Genomic DNA, 24,911 nt, shown 5'->3' with positions numbered 1-24,911 from the left:
GACCTCCCGCTATTTGCCGCCGAGCTTCTCTGCCAGCCGTCTCGCGTCCGCCGATTGAGGATCGAGCGAGAGCGCGTTCTTCAACTGCTCACGCGCCGCGGCGATGTCCTTCGACTGGAGATAGACTTCGCCGAGTACCGCCCGGGCGGCCGCCGAGTCGCGACTCCAGATCGCAATCTTGAGCGCAAGCAGCGATTCGTGCAAGCGCCCCGTGCGCAGATACAGCCGCCCGAGCAGCAGGTGCGCGTCCGGCTGGTACGGTGACAGGTAGAGCGATCGTCTCAATTCTTCGATCGCCTCGTGGTCCCGGTCCTCCTGGAACAGCCGCTTCCCGCGCTCCAAGTGGAACGACGCCTCGTCCTGCTGGTCCTTCAGTCCCGCCGGCACGAGCGCCGCATCCACGAGCGCAAGGCGCGGCGCGGCGATGTCCTCGCGCAGCCGCTCCAACCCTTTCGGCACCGGCTCGGTCGCCGCGTTCGGCCGGCGCTCCCACTCGGCGTAGCGGGACGACAGCTGGCGCGCGAGTTCCTTCTCCCGCTCTCCTTCGATCGCAGCGCCGGTGCTCTGCAAGGCCATGCCGAGGACGAAATGCGCATCGCCATCGGCCGGGTTGCGGCGGACGGTTTCCTTCAACCAGTAGAGCGCGGCCTGCGGATCGCGATCGAGCCAGTACGCGTAGCCGAGATTGAACGCGCAGTCCGGATCCTCGCGGTCCCACTCGGCAGCCTTGTTGAAATAGTAGGTGGCCTTGCCCGCCTGGGCCGTCGGGGCGCGTCTGGACTGGATCACCCCGAGGTTGTTGTACACGGCGGCGGTCGGCGACTCGTCGAGGAGCGCCTTCAGCGCCTGGAACGCGTCGTCGTACTGCTTGAGGCGGATCCGCGAGAGCGCCGACAGGAAACGGGCCCGTGCCGAGTACGCCGACCCGGGCGCGACCGCGAGGGCCGCACTCGCGGCGCTGGCGTGGTCGCCCCTGGCAGTGAACGCCTGCCAGAGCGCCAGCCGAGCGGGGTCGTACGTCGGCGCCTTGCGCAGGGCGGATTCGAGGAAGCGGACCTGCCCGGCGGAACTGTCAGCCAGCAGCCCTTTGATGTAATCCTCGAAGACCGGAAGGGGTGGCGCCTCGAACCTACCGGTCGATCCGGCCTGCGCGGCCGGCGGTCCCAGCTTTCGCGCCAGCCGCTCGTAGACGGCGAACACGTCGGCCAATGGCCCGCCATCGACGACCTCCGGGTCCATGCGGCCGGTGTCCAGGCGAATCACTCGAGCCTTCACCGTCAGCCGCCCTTCCTCGACCGTGAAGTAGCCAAGGATGACCTGCGAGGCGCCGAGGAGTTGCCCGACCCTGATGATGGTCGCCTCGCTCAGGGACGCCGCCGGTGGCAACTGGAGACGATCGAACGCCTGCAGTCTGTCATCACGTGAGAGCACCCGCTGCCCGAGCGCCTCCAGGTGGCCGGTCACGAGGACCGCCGACGCTTCGGTGAGCCAGTGGAGACGGGCTTCGTGCCGGGCGTTCTCGAAGGGAACGACGAGAACCTGATCCCGGCCCGTTGCGGCCTGCGCCACCGGCGCCACCAAGCCGAGCAGGCACGTGAGAATCGAGAGCGCGCGGCAGAAAATCATGGCGTCCCGACGATGCTGGGGAACTTCGGCGGACGGCTCGTGTCGAGCGCGAGCTCGAGCACGCAGAAGGCGTCGCCCTTGGCGCGGCACTGTCCAGTCGTGACCTCCCCCCGAATCGTGTACAACTCGAGGACGCGCCCGACGACCGCCGCGTAGTACTGACAGAGCGCTTCGGCCGAGGGTTCCCTGATACCGCAGAACAGCGATGCCCGCACGTCGATGGTCCCGCGGCCCTTCCCAAGCCGGATGATGGCGCGTGTCCCGACATAGGAGTCGCGGATCGCGCGCCGCGCCACGCGCAGCGCGGCGCGCGTGCGAATCCAACGCGGGAGCGCCCGGATCATCGAACGTCCGACCGCCGACTGGGACGCCACCGTCCACTCGCCCGCGTACTCGCCGGCACGCTCGGTGATCAGGCGGTAGGCCTCGCCCTCCTGCCGCAGGAAGCTCAATACCGCCTGGAACGGGGCCAGGCCAATCGTCCCGTGCCTGAGTCCATCCGAGTTGAGCCAGTTCTCGTAGAACGGGAGACGCGTCGGCAAAAGGTCGACAATGCCCTGGTGGAGGCTGGCAACGAGGATCCGGCCAATTCCCGCTTCGGTCATTTTCTGCTAAGGTAAGAACGAAAGTGGACGTGGCAATCCTTGCGGGTGGCCAAGCGCGCCGCCTCGGTGGCCGCAACAAGGGCGCGCTTCATGTCGGTCGGAGTTCGATCATCGACCGCCAGCTCGCGACGCTCTCCGGACTGGCCGACCGCATCTTCGTCGTGGCCGGCGACCCCGAACCGTATCGCGACAAACGTGTTGCGGTCATCGGCGATCTGCTCCCGGGCGCCGGTGCGCTCGGCGGCATCTACACGGCCTTGTCCGTCGCCACGACGGATCACGTGTTCGTGTTGGCGTGCGACCTGCCATTCGTCAGCCGGCCGCTCGTGTCACGGCTCGTCGGACTCGCCAGTCCGCAGTTCGACGTCGTCGTTCCGCGCACACCGGACGGGCTGCAGCCGTTGTGCGCCGTCTATTCGAGGCGGCTCGTCGAACCCGTACGGCGGCAGATCGACTCAGGTCACCTGAAGGTCGTGGACCTGTTCGCCACGGCGCGCGTCCGGGAACTGAGCCCCGACGAACTGGCCGACATCGAGCCAGAGAGCCGGGCGTTCTTCAACGTCAACACGCCAAGCGACCTGGACGAGGCCATCCGCCTTGCAACGTGGGCAGACGGTCCGACCGAGCGCTGACAGCACAGATTATTGCACGCCAGCGGGCCGACAAACCAGCAACGACATCGAGCGATGATACTTCCAGTTCACGCCATCGTCCGGGAGCGGATTGCCGCATCCCTGCAGCAACTCTACGGGCTCGCGGCCGACGCGCTGCCCTCAATCGTCATCGACTATCCGCCGACCCGCGAACTCGGTGACCTGGCGCTGCCGCTGGCCTTCGAGCTGGCGCGGCGACTGAGGAAGGCCCCGAAGGCCATCGCCGAGGAGATCGCGGCGGCGGTCGGAGACATTCCGGGCGTCGCGCGCGTCGAGGCGACGAAGGGGTACCTCAACCTTCGCCTCCACCGTCCGGCGTTCCTGCGTGCGCGGCTCGATGCCCGCGTCGCAGCCCGACCGGCACACGGCACCGTCAAGACGATCGTCGAGCACACGGCAATCAACCCGAACAAGGCTGCGCATATCGGGCACCTTCGGAACTCCGCACTCGGTGACACGCTGGTCCGCACGCTGCGCTTTCGCGGCGCGTCGGTCGAGATCCAGAACTACATCGACGACACCGGCGTGCAGGTGGCCGATGTCGTCGTCGGATTCCGCGAACTCGAGAGCAAGACGCTCGCCGACGTCCGGCATCTGGCAGAGACCACGCGGTTCGACTTCTATTGCTGGGATCTGTACGCGAAGGTGGCCGACTGGTACGAGCAGGACAAGTCCCGGCTGCAGACTCGCCTCGACACGCTTCACGCGATCGAACACGGTGGGAGTGAGATCGCGGAGATGGCCGCGTTCATCGCCGATCGGATCGTGCGCTGCCATCTGCTGACGATGGCGCGGATGAATGTGGACTACGACCTGCTGGCATGGGAGGGCGACATCCTGCGCCTGCACTTCTGGGCGCGAGCGTTCGAGATTCTCAAGGAGAAGCACGCCGTCTTCCTGCAGACGCAGGGGCGGTTGAACGGCTGCTGGGTGATGACGATCGAGGACGGCCAGCCCGCTGAGAGCGGCACCGACGCCCCGCCGGGCGGCGGGAGTGCCACGGGCGTCCCGCCGGGCGGCGGGAGTGGCACGGGCGTCCCGCCGGCCGGTGGAAGTGGCACGGGCGTCCCGCCGGGCGGCGGGAGTGGCGCGGGCGTCCCGCCCGGCGGCGGGAGTGGCACGGGCGTCCCGCCCGGCGGCGGGAGTGGCGCGGGCGTCCCGCCCGTGCTGGATCTACCCGACGATGACGAGAGCCGGGAGAAGGTCATCGTCCGCTCGAACGGCACGGTGACCTACGTCGGCAAGGACATGGCGTATCAATTCTGGAAGTTCGGCTTGCTCGGCAAGGACTTCCACTACCGGGTCTTCGCCCGTCGGCCGGACGGAAGTCCGATCTGGGCCACGTGCAAAGACGCCACGCAGGACGAAGCGTCGAGGCCGGCCTTCGGCGGCGCCGGCGCGGTCTTCAACGTCATCGACGTGCGCCAGTCCTACCTCCAGAAGCTGCTGAAGCAGGCGCTGGCGGCCATCGGCCATCCCCAGGAGGCCGACCGCTCGGTCCACTTCTCCTACGAAATGGTCGCGCTCACGCACAACACGGCGCGCCAGCTCGGCTACCACCTTTCGCCCGAGGACGCGGCTCGCCCGTTCGTCGAGGTGTCAGGGCGGAAAGGTCTGGGCGTGAAGGCCGACGACCTGCTGGACATCCTCGTCCGGAAGGCCGCAGAGGAAGTGGCGAAACGGAATCCCGACCTGCAGCCGAACGAGAATCGCCGCATCGCCGAAGCCATTGCCGTGGCCGCCGTGCGCTACTTCATGGTGAGGTTCTCCCGAGGGAAGGTCATCGCGTTCGACATCGATGAAGCCCTCAATTTCGAAGGTGAAAGCGGACCTTATTTACAGTATGCTTGCGTGCGCGCCAACAATATCTTCCAGAAACTGCGCGACCGGGAAGGCGAAACGGAGGCGGCGTTCCTGAGCCCCCTGGGCGATCTGCCCACACAGGAACTGAACGGCGAGGCCCATGGACACGATTTGTGGGCACTCGTACTGGAGGCGGCAAGGCTGGACGAGGTCGCCGAGCAGGCGGTCCGCACGTTGGAGTTCTCGGTACTGGCAAAATACGCGTTCGGCCTGGCGCAGATGTTCAACGCCTTCTATCACCGCTTCCCGATCCTGAACGAGGAGCGGGACGACGCCAGGCGGTGGCGCGCAGCCGCGGTGAGCTACTTCCGTAATCAGTTGACGGGAGCCCTCGATCTCATGGGCATCTCGGTTCCGCCGCGCATGTAGCGACGGACGGGTGCCTCGCGGGTTGATCCCGGGCCCAACACAGGGTTCTCGCACGAGGTCTGTTATGCCGCCCATCATCGGCGTCGCACCTTGCCGATCGCTGCCCGACTACGTGGAAGCGGTTCGCCGAACCGGCGGAGAGCCGCGCGTGCTCGATCCGGCCAAGGACCGCCCGGAACGTGTGATTGGCGACATCGACGGGTTGCTGCTGACCGGGGGCGTGGACATCGACCCGATCCGCTACGGAGAGGCGCGCCACGAGGCCGTGACCGCCGTTGAACCCGATCGTGACGAGTTCGAGTTCGCCCTGCTCGCGTCGGCGCGCGAGGCCAAGCGTCCTGTATTCGGTATCTGCCGTGGCCTTCAGGTCATGAACGTGGCGTCCGGCGGGACGCTCGTGCAGGACCTCGCGGCGCAAATGACCGGGATCCTCCAGCACACGGTGGCGACGCCGCCCTGCGCCATCGCCCACGACATCTGGGTGAGCAAGGGCAGCCGGCTGTGGACGCTGATGCAGGAGAAGATGGCCGACGCCGAGACCTGCTCGGTGAACAGCCGCCACCACCAGGCCATCAAACGAATCGCGCCGGGGTTCGAGGTCACCGCAACCGCCCCGGACGGCGTCATCGAAGCGATCGAGTGCCAGAACTCCCTCTTCTGCCTGGGCGTGCAGTGGCACCCGGAGAACTTCTGGCGCACCGGCGAGTTCCGCCCGCTGTTCGAGGGCTTCATCGAGGCATGCCGGAAGTAGCGCGCGGCCTGTCCTGGCGCCGAATTTGCTCCGCCCTCCCCGAGCCAGTCGCTGTCGCGCTGCCGGTATGGGCCGCGACGCGCGTCGCTGTCCTGGTCGTGGCCTACATCGCGGTCGTGCAAATCGGCTTTCTTCCCGGAAGCCACCTGCCCTTTTCCGTATCGGATGTGCCGGCCTTCAACCTGCTGGCCCGTTGGGACACCGGCTGGTACCTGCCCATCGCCGAGCGCGGCTACGCGTGGTCGCCGCGTGAAACGGGCGCGCAGACGAGCATCGTGTTCTTTCCGCTACTGCCGATTCTGATGGCCGGCGGCGGCTGGCTGCTCGGTGGCCACACGATGCTGGCCGGCTGGCTGGTCTCGATGACGGCGTTCCTGTGGGCGCTCGCGTACCTGTATCGACTGGCGCGGTTGCACATGGGCGACCAGGCGGCCGCGGCCTCGCTGGTCTTCCTGGCCGCATACCCGTTCGCTCTGTTCCACGGAGCGGTCTACACCGAATCGATCTTCCTGCTGTGCCTGGTCGGATCCGTCTTCCATGCATGGCGGGGCCAGGCGTTCAAGGCCGGGCTGTGGGGAGCACTCTGCGGACTGACGCGTCCCAACGGCTTCCTCCTCGCGGTCGTCCTCGCCTTCATCGCCACGATTCCCATGCTGCGGCGGCGACTGCCAGTCGCCGCGCATCGCTGGCTGTTCGGGTCGTGCCCGGCCGGCGGCAGCCGCGACCTGCCGCCGTGGCCACGCCTCTCGACACTCCTCGCGGTGGCCGCACCCGTCGGAGGGATGCTCGCCTATTCCGCGTACATCTACTCGCTCACCGGGAATCCGTTCGCATGGATCGCGGCGCAGTCAGCCTGGGGGCGGTCTGTCCGAGGGGGCGCCCCAATCGTGGAGACGCTGCAGGCGATCCACAGCCTCGGCTTCGAGCGCTGGATGAACAAGCCGATCGACGCGATGAACGAGTTGGCCGCGCTTTTCGCGCTCGTCGCGGTCTGGCCCGTGCTGCGGCGGTTCGGGGCTGCCTACGTGCTGGTGATTGTCGTCAACCTGGTGCCGCAGTTGCTGAGCGGCGGCGTCACGTCGCTGGGCCGATTCACCTCCGTGCTCTTCCCGGTGTTCCTCTGGCTCGGTGCGTCCGTGCCGGCTCGCCGCCGTGGCGCCTGGATTGCGGCATTCGCCATGGGGCAGGGCATCGCCGCGATCCTGTTCTTCACCTGGCGTCAGCTCTACTGAGCATGATGCCTCGTGAACACTCCCACGGCTTCGACGTGCGCCGTGTTCGGGAACAAATCGAACGCCTCGAGGTGCGACAGGCGGTAGCCAGCGTCGGCCAGCCTGCGCGCATCGCGCGCGAACGTCGCCACATCGCACGACACGTACAGCACTGTCCCTGCCTTCTGACCGGCAATCGCCGACGACGCCTCCTTCGACATTCCGGTCCTCGGCGGATCCACGATGATGCTGGTGTCCCCACTGACTGGACGGGTCGCGAGGTACTGCTCCACCGCCATCTCGACCGGCACCAGTGATGCACCATAAGGTGCCGCGTTTGCGCGAAGATCGGCAGCGCCCGCACGGTCGCCTTCGACCGCGACCACCGACGTCCGGCCGGATGCGGCCAGGGACGCTGCGAACAGGCCGACTCCGGCGTAGAGATCGACCACCGGCCCTGGCGGCACGAGCGACACCACCCGCGACGCCAGCGGAGACAATAGATACCGGTTGGCCTGAAAGAACGCCTGCGCGTGGTGCTGAAGTTGGACGTGCGCGGCGGGCAGATCGATCGTGTCGAGCACCGACGGTGTGCCGCCCGCGGTCACGGTCCGTCGAACCGGCGGCCGTCCACGCTCGCCGCGTGCCCCGAACCCTGCACTCACCCCGACGACCGTTGGAAGCCGGCTCAACTCCACGAGACCCATCGGGGTGACCGGGCGGTCCAGTTCGACATGGAGCGCGCGCTCAGCCGCCGGAACGTTCTCCGCCAGTTCGATCTCGGTCACCCCGGCAAGACGCCCGCCGAGCAGGTGGTCCTGCAATTCGGCGAGGAGCCCACCGGTTTCCTCGAGCAACTGGCCGGTGGCCGCCGGATCGCACAGCGTGTGACTGCCCTCGCGGAAGAAGCCCATCGTCCGTCCACGCACGTGGAACCGCGCCCGCATGCGGTATCCGCGTTCCGGAGATCCGGTAATCGGAATCGGTCGCTCCGGCGGGAGCCTGGCGATCCTCGTCAACGCGTCGGCGACGATCTCGGCCTTGAGCGCGAGTTGTCTCGGATAGGAGATGTGCGCGTACACGTTGCCGCCGCACGCCCAGTCACGCAGGCCGGGGCGCCGATCCGGTGACGGCTCGATCACTTCCACAGTCATCGCGTAGGCGAGACCCTGCCCGGTTCGGTCGATGAGCGCCCGCACCCGTTCGCCAGGAATGGCCGCCTGGACGAGCACGACGAGCCCATCGTGGCGCGCGACCATGCGACCACCGGTGGCTGGTTTCTCGACGACGAGTTCGACGACGGACCCTGGTGAGAGCATAGAAAGTCCGCGAGCCAACTGGAAGCGCCGCCACCGGCCTGGTCAGGGATCGAACCGGACGACGGGGAGCCTGAGACGATCGCGCAGCAGATTGTCCGACGCGGCGTCGACCGCCGTCTCGAACGCATGCTCGGGCATGCGGCTACGGAAAGGAGCCAGTTCCCGGCTTGCCTCGTCACGCAACGCCTCGCGCGTCGCGGCCGGGACGGCGGCCCGCGCGGTCTGCAGCAGTTCGTCGTCGAAACGTTGGAGTCGCGCGAGGTACTCGCGCCTCGCGTCACCGCGGAGCACCCGGGTTGCGGCTCGATCCTCACCGAGGTCGGCCAGCAACCGCTCGACCAGCGTGTCGAGGCCGGCGGGCAGCGGACCGGCCGCGGAAAGGTCCGTCAGGCGGGTCGCCACGCGATCGAGGTGCGCGCGCAATGACCGCGTGGGCTTCGGCGTCGAGCCTCCCGAAGGGTCGTCGGGGCCGGCCGGCTGCGCCCCGCCACCGCCAGCCGTGCCGACGCCAACGGCACGGCGCCACTCGTCGAACGCGTCGAGCACGTCGGCCTCGCAGAACTCGACACGCACCGGGCGCCGCCGTCGCGGGTCCTTGGCGGTCTGGCGCTCCAATGTCCGGTCGATTCCGCGCAGCGCCACCTTGATCGGAATGCCGCGCGCGGCCCACCCTGCCACCATGTCGAACGCGGGCCCGACCACTCGAACGAGGTGTCCCGCGTTTCGGCGGCACAAGTACGCCTCGACCTCGCGGCAATACGAATCGGTATCCTCAATCACCGGCTCCACCCCGACCTCAATCACCGCACGCCGAAGGTCCACCGCCACGAGACGGCCGTCAGCACCGCACCTTCAGCACCGCACCTCCAGCACCTCCAGCACCCCCAGCACCTCCAGCACCGCACCTTCAGCACCTCCGGCACCCCCAGCACCTCCAGCACCTGCTACCTGTTTCTCTCCCAAATCCCCCTCAACCCGTGAAGCGTCAGGTCCCGATCGACCGCGTCGATGACCGTCGTCTCGGGCGCAATCATCTCTGCGAGGCCGCCCGTGGCGATGCATCCCACAGGGTCGCCCAGCTCGGCGCGCATCCGGTGCACGATGCCTTCCACCAGACCGATGTATCCGTAGAACAGTCCCGACTGCATCGATCCGACGGTCGTCTTCCCGATGACCGACGCCGGCTTGCGCACGTCCACCCTGGGCAGCCGGGCCGCCCGCTCGAACAGCGCATCCGCCGAGATGTTCACACCGGGACAGATGACGCCACCGAGATACTCGCCGCGGCGCGAGATGGCGTCGAACGTCGTCGCCGTGCCGAAGTCCACCACGATCAGCGCGCGGGCATCCTGCGCCGGTGACGTCGCGCCGGCACGCCCGTGTCGTTCATACGCCGCGACACCGTTGACGATCCGGTCGGCCCCGACCTCGCCAGGCGCGTCGTAGAGCACCGGCATGCCCGTGTCGGTGCCGGCGTCCACAACCAGCGGTTCGCGGCAGAAGTAGCTCCGCGCCATGTCAGCGGTCGGCCCGGTGAGCGTGGGAACCACCGAGGCGATCACGACGCCGTCGATGGCTTCGGTGGCCAGCCGCCGGTGGGCGAAGAGCTGGACGAGCCAGATTCCCATCTCGTCGGCCGTCCGCTGACGAAGTGTGGACAGCCGCCAACTGTGGAGCAACTGGTCGCGGTCGAAGACGCCGACGACGATGTTCGTGTTGCCGATGTCGAGCGCAAGCAGCATGTCAGTCAGCCTCGCGGTGAAGGCCACCCGATCTCGCCGGCGACCACCCGCTGAACGGCGGTCCCGCGCCTGACCAGCAGCGCACCATCATCGTCTACTCCAGAGGTGACGGCCGGCTCCCACTCTCCCGCTGCGAGCACGTGCACCTGGGTTCCCGTGCTCGACGGCGAGAGAAGCCGCCACCGGTCGAGCAGCCCGTCGAACCCGCGCTCGACCAGCTCGCGCAGGCACTCCGCGAGACGCGCGAGCGACTCCGCGAGCACCAGCGCACGATCCGCGGGCCGTCCCAGTTCGGTTTCGAGGGAGGTCGCGCGGCCGGCGATGTCCTGCGGATATGCGACGGGTAGCACGTTGATGCCGAAGCCCAGCACGACGTGCTCGAGACGGTCACCGGCCGCGGCCGCCTCCGCGAGAATCCCGCACACCTTGCGGGGACCAATCACCAGGTCGTTCGGCCACTTGATGTCGACCGGCAGACCGGTAGCCGCGCGGAGTGCCTCGGCCAGCGCCACCCCCGCCGTCAGTGTGATCGATGAGGCCATCACGGCAGGGCAGAAACCCCGTCCGGTCCGGGACAGGGTGGCGGGGTGGTCGTCTCCGCCCGGCGACAGCGCGGTGGGGCGCAGGACGACCGAGACATAGAGACCGGCGCCGGATGGCGAGAACCACACGTGGCCCTGCCTCCCGCGTCCGCTCGACTGCGCCTCGGCCGCGACGACGAACCCGTGCCCGGCGCCCGCCGCCGCGGCACGGTCAGCCAAGTCGTTGGTCGAGGGCACCCGGTCGTACCAGTCCACCCGGGACGCGAATCCGAGGAGCCGGTCGGCACGCATTGCCAGCGCGTCGCGCACGTCGTGCGGCAACGGGACGGTGGCCGGCAAGAGGACGCCCACCTTACTCTCCCATGTCCCGCAGGGTGTCCTGGATCTTGCCGAGTTGGACCCGCAGGCTCTCGCGACGGGCTCGCGCATCCTCGACGACCTTTGCCGGGGCGCGTGAGACGAACGACTCGTTGCCCAGCTTCCCGTCGACACTCGCGATCTCGCGCTCGGTGTCGGCGAGCTTCTTCCGGAGTTTGTCCACTTCAGCGCCGCGGTCCGCCTGAGGCATCCGAATGTGGACCCGGAGGTCGTTGAACACTCGCGTGACGAGATCTGCCCCCGGCGCGTCGCTCGCCGTCGCCTGGCCAAACTCCAGCGCCGTGAGTCCGGCGAGTGCCAGCACATATCCCTTCTGCTCGCTCAGGATCCGCTGCTGTTCCTCGCTCACCCCCTCGACGCTGGCGCTGATCCGTTCAGATGGTTTCACGGTCCGTTCTGCGCGCGCCGTCCGGATCGTCGTCACCAGGCCCTGGAGGAGTTCGATGTCGGCCTCGACCTGCGCATCCGACCAGTCGGCCCGGACGTCGGGATAGCGCGCGAGCGTAATCGTCTGGCCATCTTCCTGGCGTCGCGGCAGGTGCTGCCACAGCTCTTCGGTGACGAACGGGATGATCGGATGCAGCAGCCGAAGCACGCGGTCGTGCACTTCGAGCAGCACGGCGCGCGCCGTGTCGCGCTCGGCGCCCTCCGCCTGGAGGTGCTGCTTCACCATCTCGATGTACCAATCGGCGTATTCGTGCCAGAAGAAGTGGTACAGGCGGTCGGCGGCCACGTCGAACCGATAGGTGGTGAATGCTTCCTTCACCTCGCCGGTGACCACGTTGAGCCGGTGGAGGATCCACCGGTGCACGAGCGCGAGCGACCGGGCCTCGGGCACTTCGGGACGCGCGGTGAGCTCCCCCACGTGCATGAGCACGAAGCGGGACGCGTTCCAAATCTTGTTGATGAACTGCCGGTAACCGGTCATCCGCCCCTCGGAGAGCGGGATGTCCATGCCGGGCGCCGCCATCGCGGTGAGCGTGAAGCGCAGCGCATCGGCACCGATCTCGTCCATCACCTCCAACGGATCGACGACGTTGCCCTTCGACTTGCTCATCTTCTGGCCGCGCTCGTCGCGGACCAGGCCTGTGATGTACACATCCCGGAACGGGACGTCGCCGGCGAACTTCGTCCCGGCCATGATCATCCGCGCGACCCAGAAGAAGATGATGTCGAACGCCGTCAGCATCAGATCGGTCGGATAGTATCGCTGCAGATCGTCGGTCTGATCCGGCCAGCCCAGCGTGCTGAACGGCCAGAGCTGGGAGCTGAACCACGTGTCGAGCACGTCGCCGTCCTGCTCGAGCGCGCCCCCGCAATCACAGCGTTCGGGCGTCTGCTCGGAGACGATCATCTTTCCGCACGCCTGGCAGTACCACGCGGGAATGCGGTGCCCCCACCAGAGCTGCCGCGAGATGCACCAGTCGTGAATGTTGTACATCCACTCGTAGTAGGTCTTCGTCCAGTTCTCGGGGAGGAACCGGACGCGACCTTCCTCGACGACGCGGATCGCGTCCTGCGCCAGCGGCTGGATCTTCACGAACCACTGCGTGGACACCAGCGGCTCAACCACTGTGCTGCAACGCTGACAGGTGCCGACCGCGTGCTGGTGGTCGGCTATCTTGACCAGCAGCCCGTCTCGCTCGAGTTGCTCGACAATGGCGGCGCGGGCCTTGAATCGATCCAGCCCGGCGTACGGGCCGCCGGCGGCCGTAATCTTCGCGTCCTCGTCGATGACGGCTACTTCCGGCAGGTGATGGCGCTTCCCCATCTGGAAGTCGTTCGGATCGTGCGCCGGCGTCACCTTCACGGCACCCGTGCCGAACGCGGGATCGACGAACTCGTCACCCACGATGGGCAGATCGCGACCGATGATCGGCAGGCGCACGTGCTGGCCAATCCGGTCCTTGTATCGATCGTCGGTCGGATTCACCGCGATCGCCGTGTCGCCCAACATCGTCTCCGGCCGCGTGGTCGCGACCGTGATCCCCTCACTGCCGTCCGCGCCGGGGTAACGCACGTACCACAGCTTGCCTGTCGTGTCCTTGTGGACGACTTCGAGATCCGACAACGCCGTCCGGCAGCGCGGACACCAGTTGACGATGTAGGTTCCGCGATAGATCAGGCCTTCGTTGAAGAGCGTGACGAAGACGCGGCGCACCGCACGCGAGAGCTGCTCGTCGAGCGTGAAGCGCTCGCGCGTCCAGTCCACCGATTCACCGAGCTTCCGCATCTGCCCCGTGATCGTCCCGTGGCTCTTGCGCACCCACTCCCACACGCGGACCTCGAACGCCTCGCGGCCGAGGTCGTGGCGCGTCTTGCCTTCCAGGGCCAACTGCTTCTCGACGACGTTTTGCGTGGCGATTCCGGCGTGGTCGGTGCCGGGCAGCCAGAGGACGTCGTACCCGCACATCCGCTTCCACCTGGCGATGATGTCGGGCAACGTGTGGTTGAGCGCGTGCCCCATGTGCAGGGATCCGGTCACGTTGGGGGGCGGGATCACCATACTGAACCGCGGCTTGCCCGAACCGGGATTGGCGCGGAAGGCGCCGGTCGACTCCCAGAAGGCGTACCAGCGCGGATCGACTTCGGCGTGCTCGAAAGCTTTGGAGAGTTCAGACATAGATCTATTGATCGTACGGGGGAATCGGGCGGGCTGCAAGGGGGAAGGCGCCGGGGGGCGCCGGCTACCGGATCGACGCCTTCAAGCGGGCGATTTCCTCCCGGACCAGGCGTTCGGTCGTCGTCGAGACGACGTCCGCCACCACTTGGCGAAGGGCTCCATCGCCGAGACGCTCGGCGACGCGGCGCGCGACGTCCTGGATGAAGTCCTCCGTCAGCGCCGTGCCGGGCAGCATCACCGATGCAGCCGCGTACGGATCGCCGAGGTTCAGCGCCTCGGGGCCGTGACGGTGCTCCGCGTCGAACAGCGCGGCGAACGCGTCGGCCACCGGGACGGCAACGAGCGGCGCCGCCTCCGGTTCGGCCGCCGCGGGGGTGACGGGACTCGAAACGGGCATGCGACCCTCGTCTGCGCCCGCGAGCGATGGCGCCGGATCGGCTGGAGGGTGAACGTCGAATGTCGCCTGAGGCTCGACGGCTGCCTGCGCCCAGTCGGCAGCTGGAGGCGTCGGCTCCGGCCACAGGTCACCCGGCGATCGTGTAGCGGTGCCCTCACGGCCGGCCGGCTGGCCGGTCAAGTGCGCGAAGGCCGCGTCCAGGCGGTCGAAGTAGTCGTCGAGCGACGAGTCCGGCGGCGGCGTATCGGTCCGCAGATTGAGAGAGGATGGGTCGAGCACCATGTCGGTGTCGTTCTGCAGGATCGGCACCGGCGTCGCCTCGAATATCTCCTCGACCACGAGCGCCGCGGGCGGAGGTTCTGCCGGGGGCTGGGCCGTCGGCAACTGGGCCGTCGGCGCCTGCTCCGGCTGCCCACCGAAGTGTAACGGCGCGAATATTCTCACCGTGGGCTCGTCCGCCTCATCGACCACGGCAGCGGGAGTGGGCGGCGCGGGAGGTGGCACGGCCACCGGGGCCACGGCCGGCACCAGAGGCGGGGGCACCGATCTCGATGGTTTCACGCCGCTCAACAGTTCCTTGACGCGACCTATCAGCATCTGCGGCTCGAACGGTTTGGCCAGCACCCCGTCGCACTTCGCGGCGCGCGCGCGCGCCTCATCGACCGGCTCGAAGGCGCCTGTCAACAGCAGGACGGGAATGTGCGCGAGTTCCGGGTTGTCCTTGACGAAGGCCGCCACCTCGTATCCGTCCCGCTTCGGCATGCCCACGTCGGCCAGCACGATGTCGGGACGATCCGCCCCGATGCAATCGATGGCCTGCTGGCCATCGCCCACGGCCGTCACCTTGACGTCCTCGTCGGCGAAGGTCAGCTCGATGACCCGCTGGATCGTAACGCTGTCGTCTGCAAGCAGGAGTTTGTACGGCATCCGGTCACCGCGAATGCCCGGTCGGCTGTGCACAACACACCGCGCCGCCGGAGCTACACGTTCGGTTATCGGCGGCAGGCGATCTCCGCAATAGAGCCACGCCCTGGCCGCACGGCTCCGGCCCCCGTCTGGCCGCTCGCCCACGTGACATTCGACGTGGAGATCGCAGAGATCGTGGAGTCAACCGTGCCTGTTGCCTCTGCGGGCTCCGCAAACCCCGTGATCGACCGTGAGCCGCCTCCACTCACGCCTCGGTGGCAGCGCGGACATTGTGCTCGATGAACCGCACGATATCCTGCATCGAGCTGCCCGGCCGGAAGATGCCCTTGACGCCGATTGCCTGCAGCTTCGGCACGTCCGCGTCCGGAATGATGCCACCAATGACCACGAGCACATCGTCGAGTCCCTGCTCGCGCACGAGTTCCATGACGCGTGGACAGATCTGCGTATGCGCCCCGGACAGGATCGACAAACCGATGACGTCGGCGTCCTCCTGGACCGCGGCAGCCACGACCTGCTCGGGCGTCTGGCGCAACCCGGTGTAGATGACCTCCATGCCCGCGTCGCGCAGGGCCCGAGCAATCACCTTGGCTCCGCGGTCGTGGCCATCGAGGCCGGGCTTGGCGATGACGACTCGGATTTTCCGCATCTGAAGTCCTCAGGCGGGCCTCGAGGCCAGCCCTACACCACCGGTACTTCCTCGTACTCGCCCCACACCTCGCGCAGGGCGTCGCACATCTCGCCAATGGTGGCGTACGCGCGCACCGCGGCGAGAATCGGTTCCATGGTGTTGCCCGTTCCGGCGGCCACCTCGCGGAGGTGATCGAGGGCGCGCCTCGCACGGTCGTCATCCCGTTCCCGCCTGACCCGTTCCAGCTTCGCGAGCTGCCGCCCGGCCGCGGCCTCGTCGATGTAGAGCGTGGGGATCGCATCCTCCCGATCGGCCACGAAGTCGTTCACACCGACGATGATTCTCTCGCGCCGCTCGACCGCCTGCTGAAACAGGTAGGCGCTCTCGGCGATTTCCTTCTGCGGGTAGCCGCACTCGATGGCCGCCACCATCCCGCCCATCCCGTCGATGGTGTCGAAGATGCCAAGGGCTTCGCGCTCCATGTCGAGCGTGAGCCGTTCGACGAAGTACGACCCGCCCAGCGGATCGACGACATTCGCCACGCCCGTCTCGTGCGCGATGATCTGCTGCGTCCGCAGCGCGATGGTCACAGCCTCGCTCGTGGGCAACGCCAGGGCCTCGTCCAGCGAGTTGGTGTGCAGCGACTGCGTGCCGCCCAGGACGGCCCCGAGCGCCTGCACGGCGGTTCGAACGACGTTGTTGTAGGGCTGCTGCGCGGTGAGCGAGACGCCCGCCGTCTGCGTGTGGAAGCGGAGCTTCAGCGAGCGCTCGTCCTTCGCGCCAAACCGGTCGCGCATGACGTGCGCCCAGATCTTCCGGGCCGCGCGATACTTCGCAATCTCTTCGAAGAAATCGCTGTGGGCGTTGAAGAAAAACGAGATGCGCGGCACGAACGCGTCCACGTCGAGACCCGCGTCCACGCCGTACTGCACGTACTCGACGCCATCGCGCAGCGTGAACGCCAGTTCCTGGAGGGCCGTCGCGCCGGCCTCCCGGATGTGATACCCGCTCACCGAGATCGTGTTCCAGCGTGGCACCTCGCGCATGCAGAAGCCGAAGACGTCGGTGATGAGCCGCATCGACGGACGCGGCGGGTAGATGTACTCCTTCTGGGCGATGAACTCTTTCAGGATGTCGTTCTGAATGGTGCCGGAGATCGCCTTCCAGTCGGCACCCTGGCGTTCGGCGACGACCAGATACATCGCCAACAGCATCGACGCCGGCGAGTTGATCGTCATCGACGTCGTGACGTCGGCCAGCGAGATGCCGTCGAACAGCGTCTCCATGTCGGCCAGCGACGCGATCGAGACACCGCACTTCCCCACCTCGCCGAGCGACAGCGCGTGGTCGGGGTCGCGTCCCATCAGCGTCGGCAGGTCGAACGCCACGCTCAGGCCCGTGCCGCCGTTCTGCAGCAGTTCTTTGTAGCGGGCGTTCGTCTCCTCGGGCGTCCCAAATCCGGCAAACTGCCTCATCGTCCAGAGCTTGCCGCGATAGCCCGTCGGGTGGATGCCACGCGTGTACGGAAAGCCGCCCGGGACGTTCAGGTCGCGCTGGTCGTCGAATCCCGGCAGGGATTGCGGGGTGTACAGCCTCTCGACGGGCCGGCCCGAGATTGTCGCGAAGGAGGCCTGCCTCGCCGAGGTTGGGGCCACGCTTCCCGGGCGCGCTCCAGTTGTGGGTGGCATGCCTCCCATTATCGCGCGGAACCCGCTCGGCCGGGAAATCACTCCGGGAGAGGTGCTCGCCCGCGGGACAGGATCTCGCCCGCTCGGCAGCATGCGTCCCCGGCGCGCGGGGCCGACACATCGTCAGACGCTTTCGACGCGCAGGGTGCGATCGAGCAGGTCGGGTGTCACGACCTTGTGATTGTCGAGGCCGGACTGGAACAGCGCGAGCCCGAGGCCGAACGCATCGATCGCGTTCCGGACCGACATCACCGGCTCGACGCGGCTTTCCATTGCGTGCACCAGGTCGTACACCATCGGGTGCGGATAGGGATCGTCGAGCGGCAGATCGGTCACCTCGACGAGTTCGCGGAATCCGGTGTAGCGCGGGCTGTCGGCCGGGCGCATCACGCGGCGTACGTCGTTGCCTATCTGGATCCGCCCCTCGCTGAAGACCAAGTCGAACTGGAAGATGTAGTAGCGCTTGTCCCGGCCCGTGACGTACGCATGCACGTCGCCGCCAAACACGACGTGGGCGTGCCCGCCCGTGTCCTTCACCTGCACACCGTCCACCGCCGGATCATCGAGCCAGCCGGTGGCCGAGCGCCAGGGCCCGCACCAGTAGAGCAGCACGTCCCAGGCGTGCGTGCCCGTGTGCATCAGGTGCCCGCTCATCAGGCAGTTCACCGTCTGCAACTCGCCCAGCGTGCCCTCGTCTATGACCCGCTTCACCGCCCGGTAGGCCCCGTCGGCGCGCCTCGGGTGATCGACGATGGCCGTCGCGCCGGTGCGCGCGATCACCTCGCGCAACCGCTCCGCCTCGTCGATGGAAGTCGCAATGGCCTTCTCGATCCACAGCCCGCGAGCGCCCGCGTCGAGCGCCGCCAACACCATCTCGAGCCGCGCAGGGGCCCACGCCGCTATCGACACGATGTCCGGCCGGACGACGGCGAGCATCTCACGGTAGTCGGCGAAGAGACGGTCCGCGGGAATACCCCAATCCTCGCCGAAGGCGGACAGCCGTTCCGGATCGATGTCGGCGCCGGCCACCAATTCGATCGACGGATGACGTCGATGCCAGCCGGCATGGGAGTGCGGCTTGGGCCGGCGGGGATCGCGCTCGAGCAGCGAACCCACCCGCCCCGTCCCGATGATGGCCGAGCGATACGTCATGTCACCTCACCGTTCAGCCAGGGTCACTGACAGCGCCAGCTCCTTGCCGCCGCGGATGACGGTCGCCCGTACCGTCTGGCCGACGCCGAGCGTGCGAAGCGCGTTCGAGAACGCCTGGAGATTGGCGATCGGCCTCCCGTCGATGGCGGCGACGACGTCTCCCACCTGGAGGCCGGCCTTCTCCGCCGGCGAACCTGGAACCAGGCCGCTCACTCTCACTCCCGGGCCTTCGAAGGCGAAGTCGGGGACCGTTCCGAAGCTCACGCGTCGTGGAGTTGGGGCGCCCGGGCCCGTCGCGGCCGATGGCGCCGCCGGGGTCTGGGTGCCGCTCGCGCCGGCCGGAGCGAGCGTGCTCGTCAGCGGTTCGGCCCGCTCCGCGAGATAGGCCACGCCTTCGCGGACGAATGTGGCGACCTTGACGAGGCCGGGGCCGTCGATCTTGTCCGGCGTGTCGCTGGGCCGATGGTAGTCGGCGTGTGCGCTCGTGAATATCTGGACGGCCGGCACGCCCTGCTGGATGAAGCTCACCTGATCGGAGGCCTGAACGGATTCGGGCACATTGCGGCTCTCCACGCCGGTGACGAAGCTCGCGCCGCGGAAGATGTGCTGCCATTCCGAGGCGGTGCTGGTTCCGAGGACGGACAGTCTCTGCTCACCCAGGCGACCCACGGTGTCGAGGTTGATCACACCGATCGTCTTCGGCAGCGGGAAACGTCCAGCGTGAGCCGCGTAGTATTTCGAGCCGGCCAGGCCGGCTTCCTCGCCGGTGAATGCGATGAACACGACCGAGCGCGACGGCTTCTCGCCGGCCGCCAGCGTGTGCGCCAGTTCCAGCATCACCGACACGCCGCTCGCGTTGTCGTCGGCGCCGGGGTGCACCTTGCCCTCGTCGCCCTTGTGCACATCCGGCCAGCCGAGACCCAGGTGGTCATAGTGCGCGGTGACGAGCACGGCCTGATCCTTCCACTCGATCTTCGTGCCGGGAATGTACCCGACGACGTTCGACACGCGCTTCTCCTCGCGCGGCCCTCCAATCGGCATGGTGAACGGCTGGAAGTACGAACCGTCGGCGCCGCCGGGTGCGAGGCCGAACGCCTTGAAGCGCTCGGCGATATACTTCGCGGCCGCTTCGTGCCCGCCGCTGCCGGGACCGCGCCCCTCGGGCGCCGCATCGGCGAGGAACGCGACATGCGCCAGCAGGTCCTTCTGGGAGAAGACCGGCGGCAATTCGGCGAGTGGCCTGCGGGGATCGGGTGGCAGCGCCATGATGGCCGCCGTCTGCCCCGCCAGCCTCCGCACGTCCACGCGCAGCGGCGAATCCGAATCCTGCCATTGCCCCTTCAGCACATTGACCGGCTCGGTGCCTTCGAAGCCGAGATACGAGTACTTGCCGTAGTGCGGCAGCTTGCGGCCGAGACCGGGGAACGCGGCGGCCGGATCGACCGCCAGCCAGCCGACGGCCTTCTCGACGTTGTCCGGATGACGCGTGACGAGCACCAGCGTATGATTCGCGAGCGCCATCTTCTCGCCATCCACCTCGATCGCCGATTCGCTCGACACCATTCCTACGTGCGTCCGGAACAGTCGTCCCGCCCACGTGTTCTCTCGCCCGACCACCCAGATCGCGCGATCCCGCGGCAGCGTCGTCACCTCGATGTCGCGCTTCATCTCGATGGCGTGGCTTGCCGACTGCCAACCCTGGAGCAACGTCCGCCAGGCCTCGAGTTCCTGGGGGGCCGCTCCCGACGGGAGGAGCGCGAGCACCCGGGGTTCACCGAAGATCTGTCCGATCGAGGGCGGCGTCTCGCGAGGATCGAGCTTGCGGAAGACATCGAATCGCGGATCGACGTGCACCATCAGCGGCGCGTCGGTGGACCGGATCGTGAAGTCCCGCGCCGCGCGATCGAGATGGACGACCTCGCTGACCACGCCCTTGGTCGTCTGCACGACGACCGGCACATCGACGACGAACGGATCGCCCGGCTGGGTCTGCCGGAGACGCCCCTCGACAGAGAACGCGGTGGCGTCTGGACCCGCACGCGTCACGTCGACGGCGAGCGTCGGCGCCCCTGCGCGCCCAACCCAATCCCCGAAGAATCGGCCGAGGTCGCGCCCACTCACGGTGGCAAACGTCTTCTCGACATCGGCAAACGACGCGCGCTTGCCGTTGAAGTCGCGATAGAGCCGCGCGATGGCCATGCGGAACGTGTCATCGCCGACCGACAGCCGCAGCATGTGGAACGCCATCAGCGCCTTGCCGTAGCCCACCGCCTCGGTCGACGCACTCTCGCGTGAACGGAACGCGGTGAGCGGGAAGTCGCGGCCGGCCTTGACGTAGTCGCGGTACTTCTGGAGGGTCGAACGTCGGTACTCGTCGCCCGCCCCGCGCTGCTCCTGGATCAGATGGTCGGCGAGGTACGCGGTCATACCCTCGCACCAATTGCCGCTCTCGTAGTCCACGAAGACCGAGTTGCCCCACCAGTTGTGCAGGATCTCGTGCGGGTAGGACGAGGTGATGATGAACGGGAAGCGGATGATCTGCTTGCCGAGCAGCGCGAAGGTCGGCATCCCGTAACCGGTCTCCCAGAAGTTCTCGACGAGCGCGAACTTGCGGTACGGATACGGGCCAATCAACTGGCGATACATCTCGAGGTATTGCGACGTCGCGGCAAGATACTTGGCCGCCAGCGCGTCATCGCGATCGTGGAGGTAGACGAGAGTCTCGACGGTGCCCGCCGAATCACGCCAGACCTGGAGCGGACCGCCGACCAGGTCGATCTCGTCCATGGCGCCGCCCGAGGCCCAGCGTGCGCGACCTCGGTCGTCACGTGACGTGCCATGGCCCTGCGAGATGACATGCCAGCCGGCCGGTTGCGCGACGTCCAGGTCGAACTCGACCAGGTCCCCGTTGAACGCCGGATACCAGAAACTGCTGCCCGCCAGATAGACGCCCTCGGGCCCGACGATGCCCGCCGTGGTGCGGAAACCGCGCGTGTACTGCTCCTTCGCGTCCGAGAGACCGAAGTCCATCGCGCCGCGGTAACAAAGCGTCAGCGTCGCCTGCCCGGGCGCGAGCGTCACCTGATATCGCTTCACCTGGGCCTGACGCCCGAGGTCCTCGCTGGTCCCGTTGATGCCGAACAACGTCGCGTCCCGGCCGAGCGGAACCTCGCGCGCCGCGGGCTCACTCCGAGTCAGATGCAGGGCGCCGCTCAGCACGAAATCCACCGCGCCCGCCCACGCGTGCGGAAGTTGGATCGTATCGGTCACCACGAGTTGGTGCGTGGCGGGATCGAGACTGACCGACATCGCGTGCCGGACGCGACCGCCGGGGACGGCCGCCCAGGCCGGAATCGACAGCGAGAGCAGCACGAGGGCAATCGACAGGCGACCAGTCATGGCAGTCTCCCGGGGGGCAGTATAGCAATTGGGAACGCCCATTCAGTACCGAATGCCGAGGGAGATGGAGAACTCGCGAGGCGACTGGTAATCGGTGGGGTTGATTGGCTTGCCGAAGTCCGGGCCGTAGTCGTAGTGCACGCCCCGAATCGGCGTGTCGACGAACGGGTTGAACCCCTGGAACGCCACGCTGTCGTTCCGCGTCAGCACCGTACGGTTCACCCGCAGCGCCGCCGACTGGTTGAAGACGTTCGTCAGGATGCCACGGAAGAACCACTGGCCCTTCCGGAGGTGCGGCAGCCGGCGCGACCAGTTGACCGAGATGTCCGTCGCCGTCAGCGTATCCGTGCGAAACTCCCCGCGGGGCGTGAAGTAGTACGGCACCGAGGTCGGCGGGCTCACGTATCCCGGATTGACCACGTACGCCTTGGGATTGATGTTCGCCACGCCAGACCACGGGCTGCCCGTTTCCACCCGCTGCACGAGCGCCATCGTCAGCCGCCCAACGCGCGACGACACGGGCAGATCCCAGGTCGTCCACAGCCGCAGGCGATGCGTCTGGTCGCTGGCGAGCGGACCGTCCGGCGCACTCCACGACACGCGGCGATACTCCGGATAGTCGGTGAGCGTGACCATCGACGGTCCAGTGCTCGCATCATCGCCATCGACATTGCCCCGCGTGGAGGCCAGCGTGTACGAGGCCGACGCTTGGATGCGCGCGGTGGCCCGGACGCTGAACTGCGTCAACAACCCCTTGTAGGACCGCGAGACGTCGGTATCGGCGTTCGTGATGAGCACCAGATCGTTCGTGCCCGCGATCGGGTCCACGATCTTGCCCGTCCCCCTGTCCCGACGTGTGGCGTAGAAATTCAGAAATCGACGGTACATGCCCTCGACCCGCACGAACCCGCGGCGGCCCAACTGGCGTGACACGCCAACCATCGCTTCGCGGGTGTCGAGCGGCCCGACGTCCGGGTCCATCCGCACGTTGACGCTCGGGATCGAGGGGGCGCTGCGCGTGGCACGGCCCACGCCGGGAGACGCGAGAAACCACGCGAACAGCGTTTGGAGGGCCACGTGCGACGGCGTGAGCGTCGCCGACGCCGTCGGGTTGACCGCCGGTCCGAGGTAGTCATACACGTACGTCGCCGGACGGCCGCCCGCCGAGGCCGCGTCGGCCACGTTCGTGTTGATGGCGGTCAGGTACCGCGCCCATCCCGCGCTCAGCTGCCACGTCCCTGTGCCGGCCGGATCCCACGTGACGCCCAGCCGGGGGCTCGCGGCGAGATCATTCACCGCCCGGGCGCCGAGACTGTCGTGGTCGTCGTTCAGGTCCACCCGCAGACCGGCCTTCACGGTCATCCGGGGCGAGAGGCGCCAGGCATCGGAGACGTATGCGGAGTACGTCCGCAGGTCGTTGCCCGCCGAGTTCTTCGGAATCGGCGTCCAGTAAATCCACGTCGTCCGATCGGGGAGAAAGACGGGATACACCTGGTCACCCTGGATGATCGACCGCGTGGCCCGAACGCGGAATCCGCTGCCCGACTGATAGGCGTTCGTATACCGCGTCTCCCGAAACAGGTCGAAGCCGACCGTCACGTCGTGGACGCCGCGACGGCTCGTCGGCAGACTGAACCAGAGCTTCGCCGCCACGTCCTGGTTGTTCCGCGTATCGGCCGCGTCGGGGCAGACGGCACAACCGGCCGGTGAGTTGAACCGCGCATCCGACCGCGATCGATCCCAGATCGGGGTGCCGCCGCCCAGGCCGGTGTCGCTCGAACCAAACCCCGAGTACGTCAGCCGGCGCTGTGAGTAGCGGGCTTCGAGCAGCCACCGCTCTGACACGACCGCGTTGTACGTCAGCCCGGACAGCGACTCGGGCGACTCGTTGTCGTAGAGGCTCGCGCGGTCCATCACGGATCCGGCGTTCACGCCCTGCCGCGAGGAATCGACGCGGAAGTACGTGGCCCGGATGGTGTGCGCCCTGGACGGCGTCCAGGTCCCCTTCACCTGGTACTTTCGATCGTCTTCTCCGTACGGGTAGTTCCCGCGCGTGTAGGCCAGCGTCCGGCTCTGCTCGCTGTGCGCCGCCATGGCCGCCACCAGGAGGTAGATCCGATTCCTGACGACCGGCCCGCCCACGACGGCCTCCCAAGTGGGGACGCGGTGGTTCAACGTCTGGTCGCCCTTGTAGGGGGTCAGGGCTCGCCAGGAGTCGTTCGTGAGCCCGACACGGCCGGAAACGCTGAACGTGTTCCCGCCGGACCGTGTGATCGTCTGCACGACACCGCCCTGGAACCGTCCGAACTCAGCGGGCACCGCGCCCGCTGCGACCCGCGTTTCCTTCACGGCCTCGCCGATGTAGAAGCCGCGCGCCTGGCCGCGCGTGCTGTCGTTGGCCACCATGCCGTCCACGAGGAACAGGTTGCCGTAGGAGAACGCCCCCGCCATGGTGAGCGCCCCACCAGGCCCCGTGGCCGTCACCCCGGGCGTCATCAACGCCACTTCTTCCGGCGATCGTCCGATGGGAAGGCGGTCCAGGGCGTCCGCCGGCCACGTCACTTCACCCGGTCGGACATCGCGCGGCATCTCGTTGTCCTCGAGATCGTGCGTCACCTTGACCGTCTGGGGGATGGCAGCGATTTCGAGGCGGATGTCGAGCGGGAGCTGGGCCGCATCCCCGATCGATACGTCTCGCGTCTGGGGCTCGAAGCCCTGGAACTCGAACGACACCCGGTAGACGCCTGGGGCCAGGTCCTTGAACTGGTAGGTCCCGCTCGCGTCGGACCGGATCGTGCGCGCGACGTTTGGCAGCGGCGGTCCCGTCAGGGTCACGACCACATCGACGACACCCAGGCCGGACGGATCGGTCACACGCCCCGACAGACCTCCGGTGGTCTGGGCGTCGCCGGACGCGGCGATCGCCAGGACGATCATCAACGACACGCACAGCAGGGTGACGGATCGTCTCATCGGGATTGAGTCGCTGATTCTAACCCACATTGTCCAGCCCGTGGCCCTGGCCCACCGGGCTT

17 protein-coding genes are annotated in these 24,911 nt (G+C 67.7%); 4 read left to right on the top strand and 13 right to left on the bottom strand.

Annotation, left to right across the window (positions count from 1 at the left end; all coding sequences use genetic code 11):
* Positions 1-9 precede the first annotated feature (9 nt).
* Entirely contained in the window at positions 10-1,626 is a 1,617-nt protein-coding gene (locus VGK32_21165) for a tetratricopeptide repeat protein (protein ID HEY3384277.1), read from the bottom strand.
* Positions 1,623-2,231, bottom strand: a complete 609-nt coding sequence (locus tag VGK32_21160) for a hypothetical protein (GenBank protein ID HEY3384276.1) — start codon at positions 2,229-2,231, stop codon at positions 1,623-1,625. The genes VGK32_21165 and VGK32_21160 overlap by 4 nt, the downstream gene beginning before the upstream one ends.
* Positions 2,232-2,260: 29 nt before the next feature.
* On the opposite strand from VGK32_21160, the gene VGK32_21155 reads away from it, so the two are divergent.
* The 4 genes from VGK32_21155 to VGK32_21140 all read left to right on the top strand — a co-directional run bounded on the left by VGK32_21155 (position 2,261) and on the right by VGK32_21140 (position 7,099).
* On the top strand, positions 2,261-2,863 hold the full coding sequence (locus VGK32_21155) for a molybdenum cofactor guanylyltransferase (protein HEY3384275.1): 603 nt from the start codon (positions 2,261-2,263) through the stop codon (positions 2,861-2,863).
* A gap of 54 nt (positions 2,864-2,917) precedes the next feature.
* The gene (gene argS, locus VGK32_21150; protein ID HEY3384274.1) at positions 2,918-5,116 is read left to right on the top strand and encodes an arginine--tRNA ligase; all 2,199 of its coding nucleotides are present in this window, start codon (positions 2,918-2,920) and stop codon (positions 5,114-5,116) included.
* Between the two features lie 64 nt (positions 5,117-5,180).
* Positions 5,181-5,867, top strand: a complete 687-nt coding sequence (locus VGK32_21145; protein HEY3384273.1) for a gamma-glutamyl-gamma-aminobutyrate hydrolase family protein — start codon at positions 5,181-5,183, stop codon at positions 5,865-5,867.
* Positions 5,855-7,099 (top strand): mannosyltransferase family protein, encoded by a 1,245-nt coding sequence (locus VGK32_21140; protein HEY3384272.1) that lies wholly within the window; start codon positions 5,855-5,857, stop codon positions 7,097-7,099. The genes VGK32_21145 and VGK32_21140 overlap by 13 nt, the downstream gene beginning before the upstream one ends.
* Here VGK32_21140 and VGK32_21135 read toward each other — a convergent pair.
* The 11 genes from VGK32_21135 to VGK32_21085 all read right to left on the bottom strand — a co-directional run bounded on the left by VGK32_21135 (position 7,093) and on the right by VGK32_21085 (position 24,849).
* Complete coding sequence (locus tag VGK32_21135) at positions 7,093-8,397, bottom strand: TRAM domain-containing protein (protein ID HEY3384271.1); 1,305 nt, start codon at positions 8,395-8,397, stop codon at positions 7,093-7,095. The two genes, VGK32_21140 and VGK32_21135, sit on opposite strands and share 7 nt — an antisense overlap.
* A 42-nt stretch (positions 8,398-8,439) precedes the next feature.
* Positions 8,440-9,177: a hypothetical protein gene (locus tag VGK32_21130; GenBank protein ID HEY3384270.1), complete on the bottom strand. Its 738-nt coding sequence runs from the start codon at positions 9,175-9,177 to the stop codon at positions 8,440-8,442.
* Between the two features lie 164 nt (positions 9,178-9,341).
* The gene (locus tag VGK32_21125; protein ID HEY3384269.1) at positions 9,342-10,139 is read right to left on the bottom strand and encodes a type III pantothenate kinase; all 798 of its coding nucleotides are present in this window, start codon (positions 10,137-10,139) and stop codon (positions 9,342-9,344) included.
* 5 nt (positions 10,140-10,144) lie between these two features.
* Positions 10,145-11,032 carry a biotin--[acetyl-CoA-carboxylase] ligase gene (locus tag VGK32_21120; GenBank protein HEY3384268.1) on the bottom strand — a complete coding sequence of 296 codons (888 nt, stop codon included), beginning with the start codon at positions 11,030-11,032 and terminating at the stop codon, positions 10,145-10,147.
* Position 11,033: 1 nt separating this feature from the next.
* Positions 11,034-13,682 (bottom strand): valine--tRNA ligase, encoded by a 2,649-nt coding sequence (locus VGK32_21115; GenBank protein ID HEY3384267.1) that lies wholly within the window; start codon positions 13,680-13,682, stop codon positions 11,034-11,036.
* 64 nt (positions 13,683-13,746) lie between these two features.
* Positions 13,747-15,006, bottom strand: coding sequence for a response regulator (locus tag VGK32_21110; protein HEY3384266.1), 1,260 nt, complete (start codon positions 15,004-15,006; stop codon positions 13,747-13,749).
* A gap of 244 nt (positions 15,007-15,250) precedes the next feature.
* On the bottom strand, positions 15,251-15,655 hold the full coding sequence (locus tag VGK32_21105; protein HEY3384265.1) for a cobalamin B12-binding domain-containing protein: 405 nt from the start codon (positions 15,653-15,655) through the stop codon (positions 15,251-15,253).
* Between the two features lie 32 nt (positions 15,656-15,687).
* Entirely contained in the window at positions 15,688-17,325 is a 1,638-nt protein-coding gene (locus VGK32_21100; GenBank protein ID HEY3384264.1) for a methylmalonyl-CoA mutase family protein, read from the bottom strand.
* Positions 17,326-17,448: 123 nt separating this feature from the next.
* Positions 17,449-18,477: a Gfo/Idh/MocA family oxidoreductase gene (locus VGK32_21095; GenBank protein ID HEY3384263.1), complete on the bottom strand. Its 1,029-nt coding sequence runs from the start codon at positions 18,475-18,477 to the stop codon at positions 17,449-17,451.
* Positions 18,478-18,483: 6 nt separating this feature from the next.
* Entirely contained in the window at positions 18,484-21,876 is a 3,393-nt protein-coding gene (locus tag VGK32_21090; GenBank protein ID HEY3384262.1) for a M20/M25/M40 family metallo-hydrolase, read from the bottom strand.
* Positions 21,877-21,918: 42 nt separating this feature from the next.
* Positions 21,919-24,849 carry a TonB-dependent receptor gene (locus VGK32_21085; GenBank protein ID HEY3384261.1) on the bottom strand — a complete coding sequence of 977 codons (2,931 nt, stop codon included), beginning with the start codon at positions 24,847-24,849 and terminating at the stop codon, positions 21,919-21,921.
* Between the last annotated feature and the right edge of the window lie 62 nt (positions 24,850-24,911).

It is taken from the genome of Vicinamibacterales bacterium (assembly GCA_036504215.1).
Classification (GTDB): domain Bacteria; phylum Acidobacteriota; class Vicinamibacteria; order Vicinamibacterales; family Fen-181; genus FEN-299.
Note: the sequence above shows the minus strand (reverse complement) of the source record. Positions and strands in the feature narration are given on the sequence as shown.

Coding starts and splice junctions, on each gene's coding strand:
- VGK32_21165 (HEY3384277.1), bottom strand. CDS start 1,626: ATGATTTTCTGCCGCGCGCTCTCGATTCTCACGTGCCTGCTCGGCTTG.
- VGK32_21160 (HEY3384276.1), bottom strand. CDS start 2,231: ATGACCGAAGCGGGAATTGGCCGGATCCTCGTTGCCAGCCTCCACCAG.
- argS (HEY3384274.1), top strand. CDS start 2,918: ATGATACTTCCAGTTCACGCCATCGTCCGGGAGCGGATTGCCGCATCC.
- VGK32_21145 (HEY3384273.1), top strand. CDS start 5,181: ATGCCGCCCATCATCGGCGTCGCACCTTGCCGATCGCTGCCCGACTAC.
- VGK32_21140 (HEY3384272.1), top strand. CDS start 5,855: ATGCCGGAAGTAGCGCGCGGCCTGTCCTGGCGCCGAATTTGCTCCGCC.
- VGK32_21135 (HEY3384271.1), bottom strand. CDS start 8,397: ATGCTCTCACCAGGGTCCGTCGTCGAACTCGTCGTCGAGAAACCAGCC.
- VGK32_21125 (HEY3384269.1), bottom strand. CDS start 10,139: ATGCTGCTTGCGCTCGACATCGGCAACACGAACATCGTCGTCGGCGTC.
- VGK32_21115 (HEY3384267.1), bottom strand. CDS start 13,682: ATGTCTGAACTCTCCAAAGCTTTCGAGCACGCCGAAGTCGATCCGCGC.
- VGK32_21110 (HEY3384266.1), bottom strand. CDS start 15,006: ATGCCGTACAAACTCCTGCTTGCAGACGACAGCGTTACGATCCAGCGG.
- VGK32_21105 (HEY3384265.1), bottom strand. CDS start 15,655: ATGCGGAAAATCCGAGTCGTCATCGCCAAGCCCGGCCTCGATGGCCAC.
- VGK32_21100 (HEY3384264.1), bottom strand. CDS start 17,325: ATGCCACCCACAACTGGAGCGCGCCCGGGAAGCGTGGCCCCAACCTCG.
- VGK32_21095 (HEY3384263.1), bottom strand. CDS start 18,477: ATGACGTATCGCTCGGCCATCATCGGGACGGGGCGGGTGGGTTCGCTG.
- VGK32_21090 (HEY3384262.1), bottom strand. CDS start 21,876: ATGACTGGTCGCCTGTCGATTGCCCTCGTGCTGCTCTCGCTGTCGATT.
- VGK32_21085 (HEY3384261.1), bottom strand. CDS start 24,849: ATGAGACGATCCGTCACCCTGCTGTGCGTGTCGTTGATGATCGTCCTG.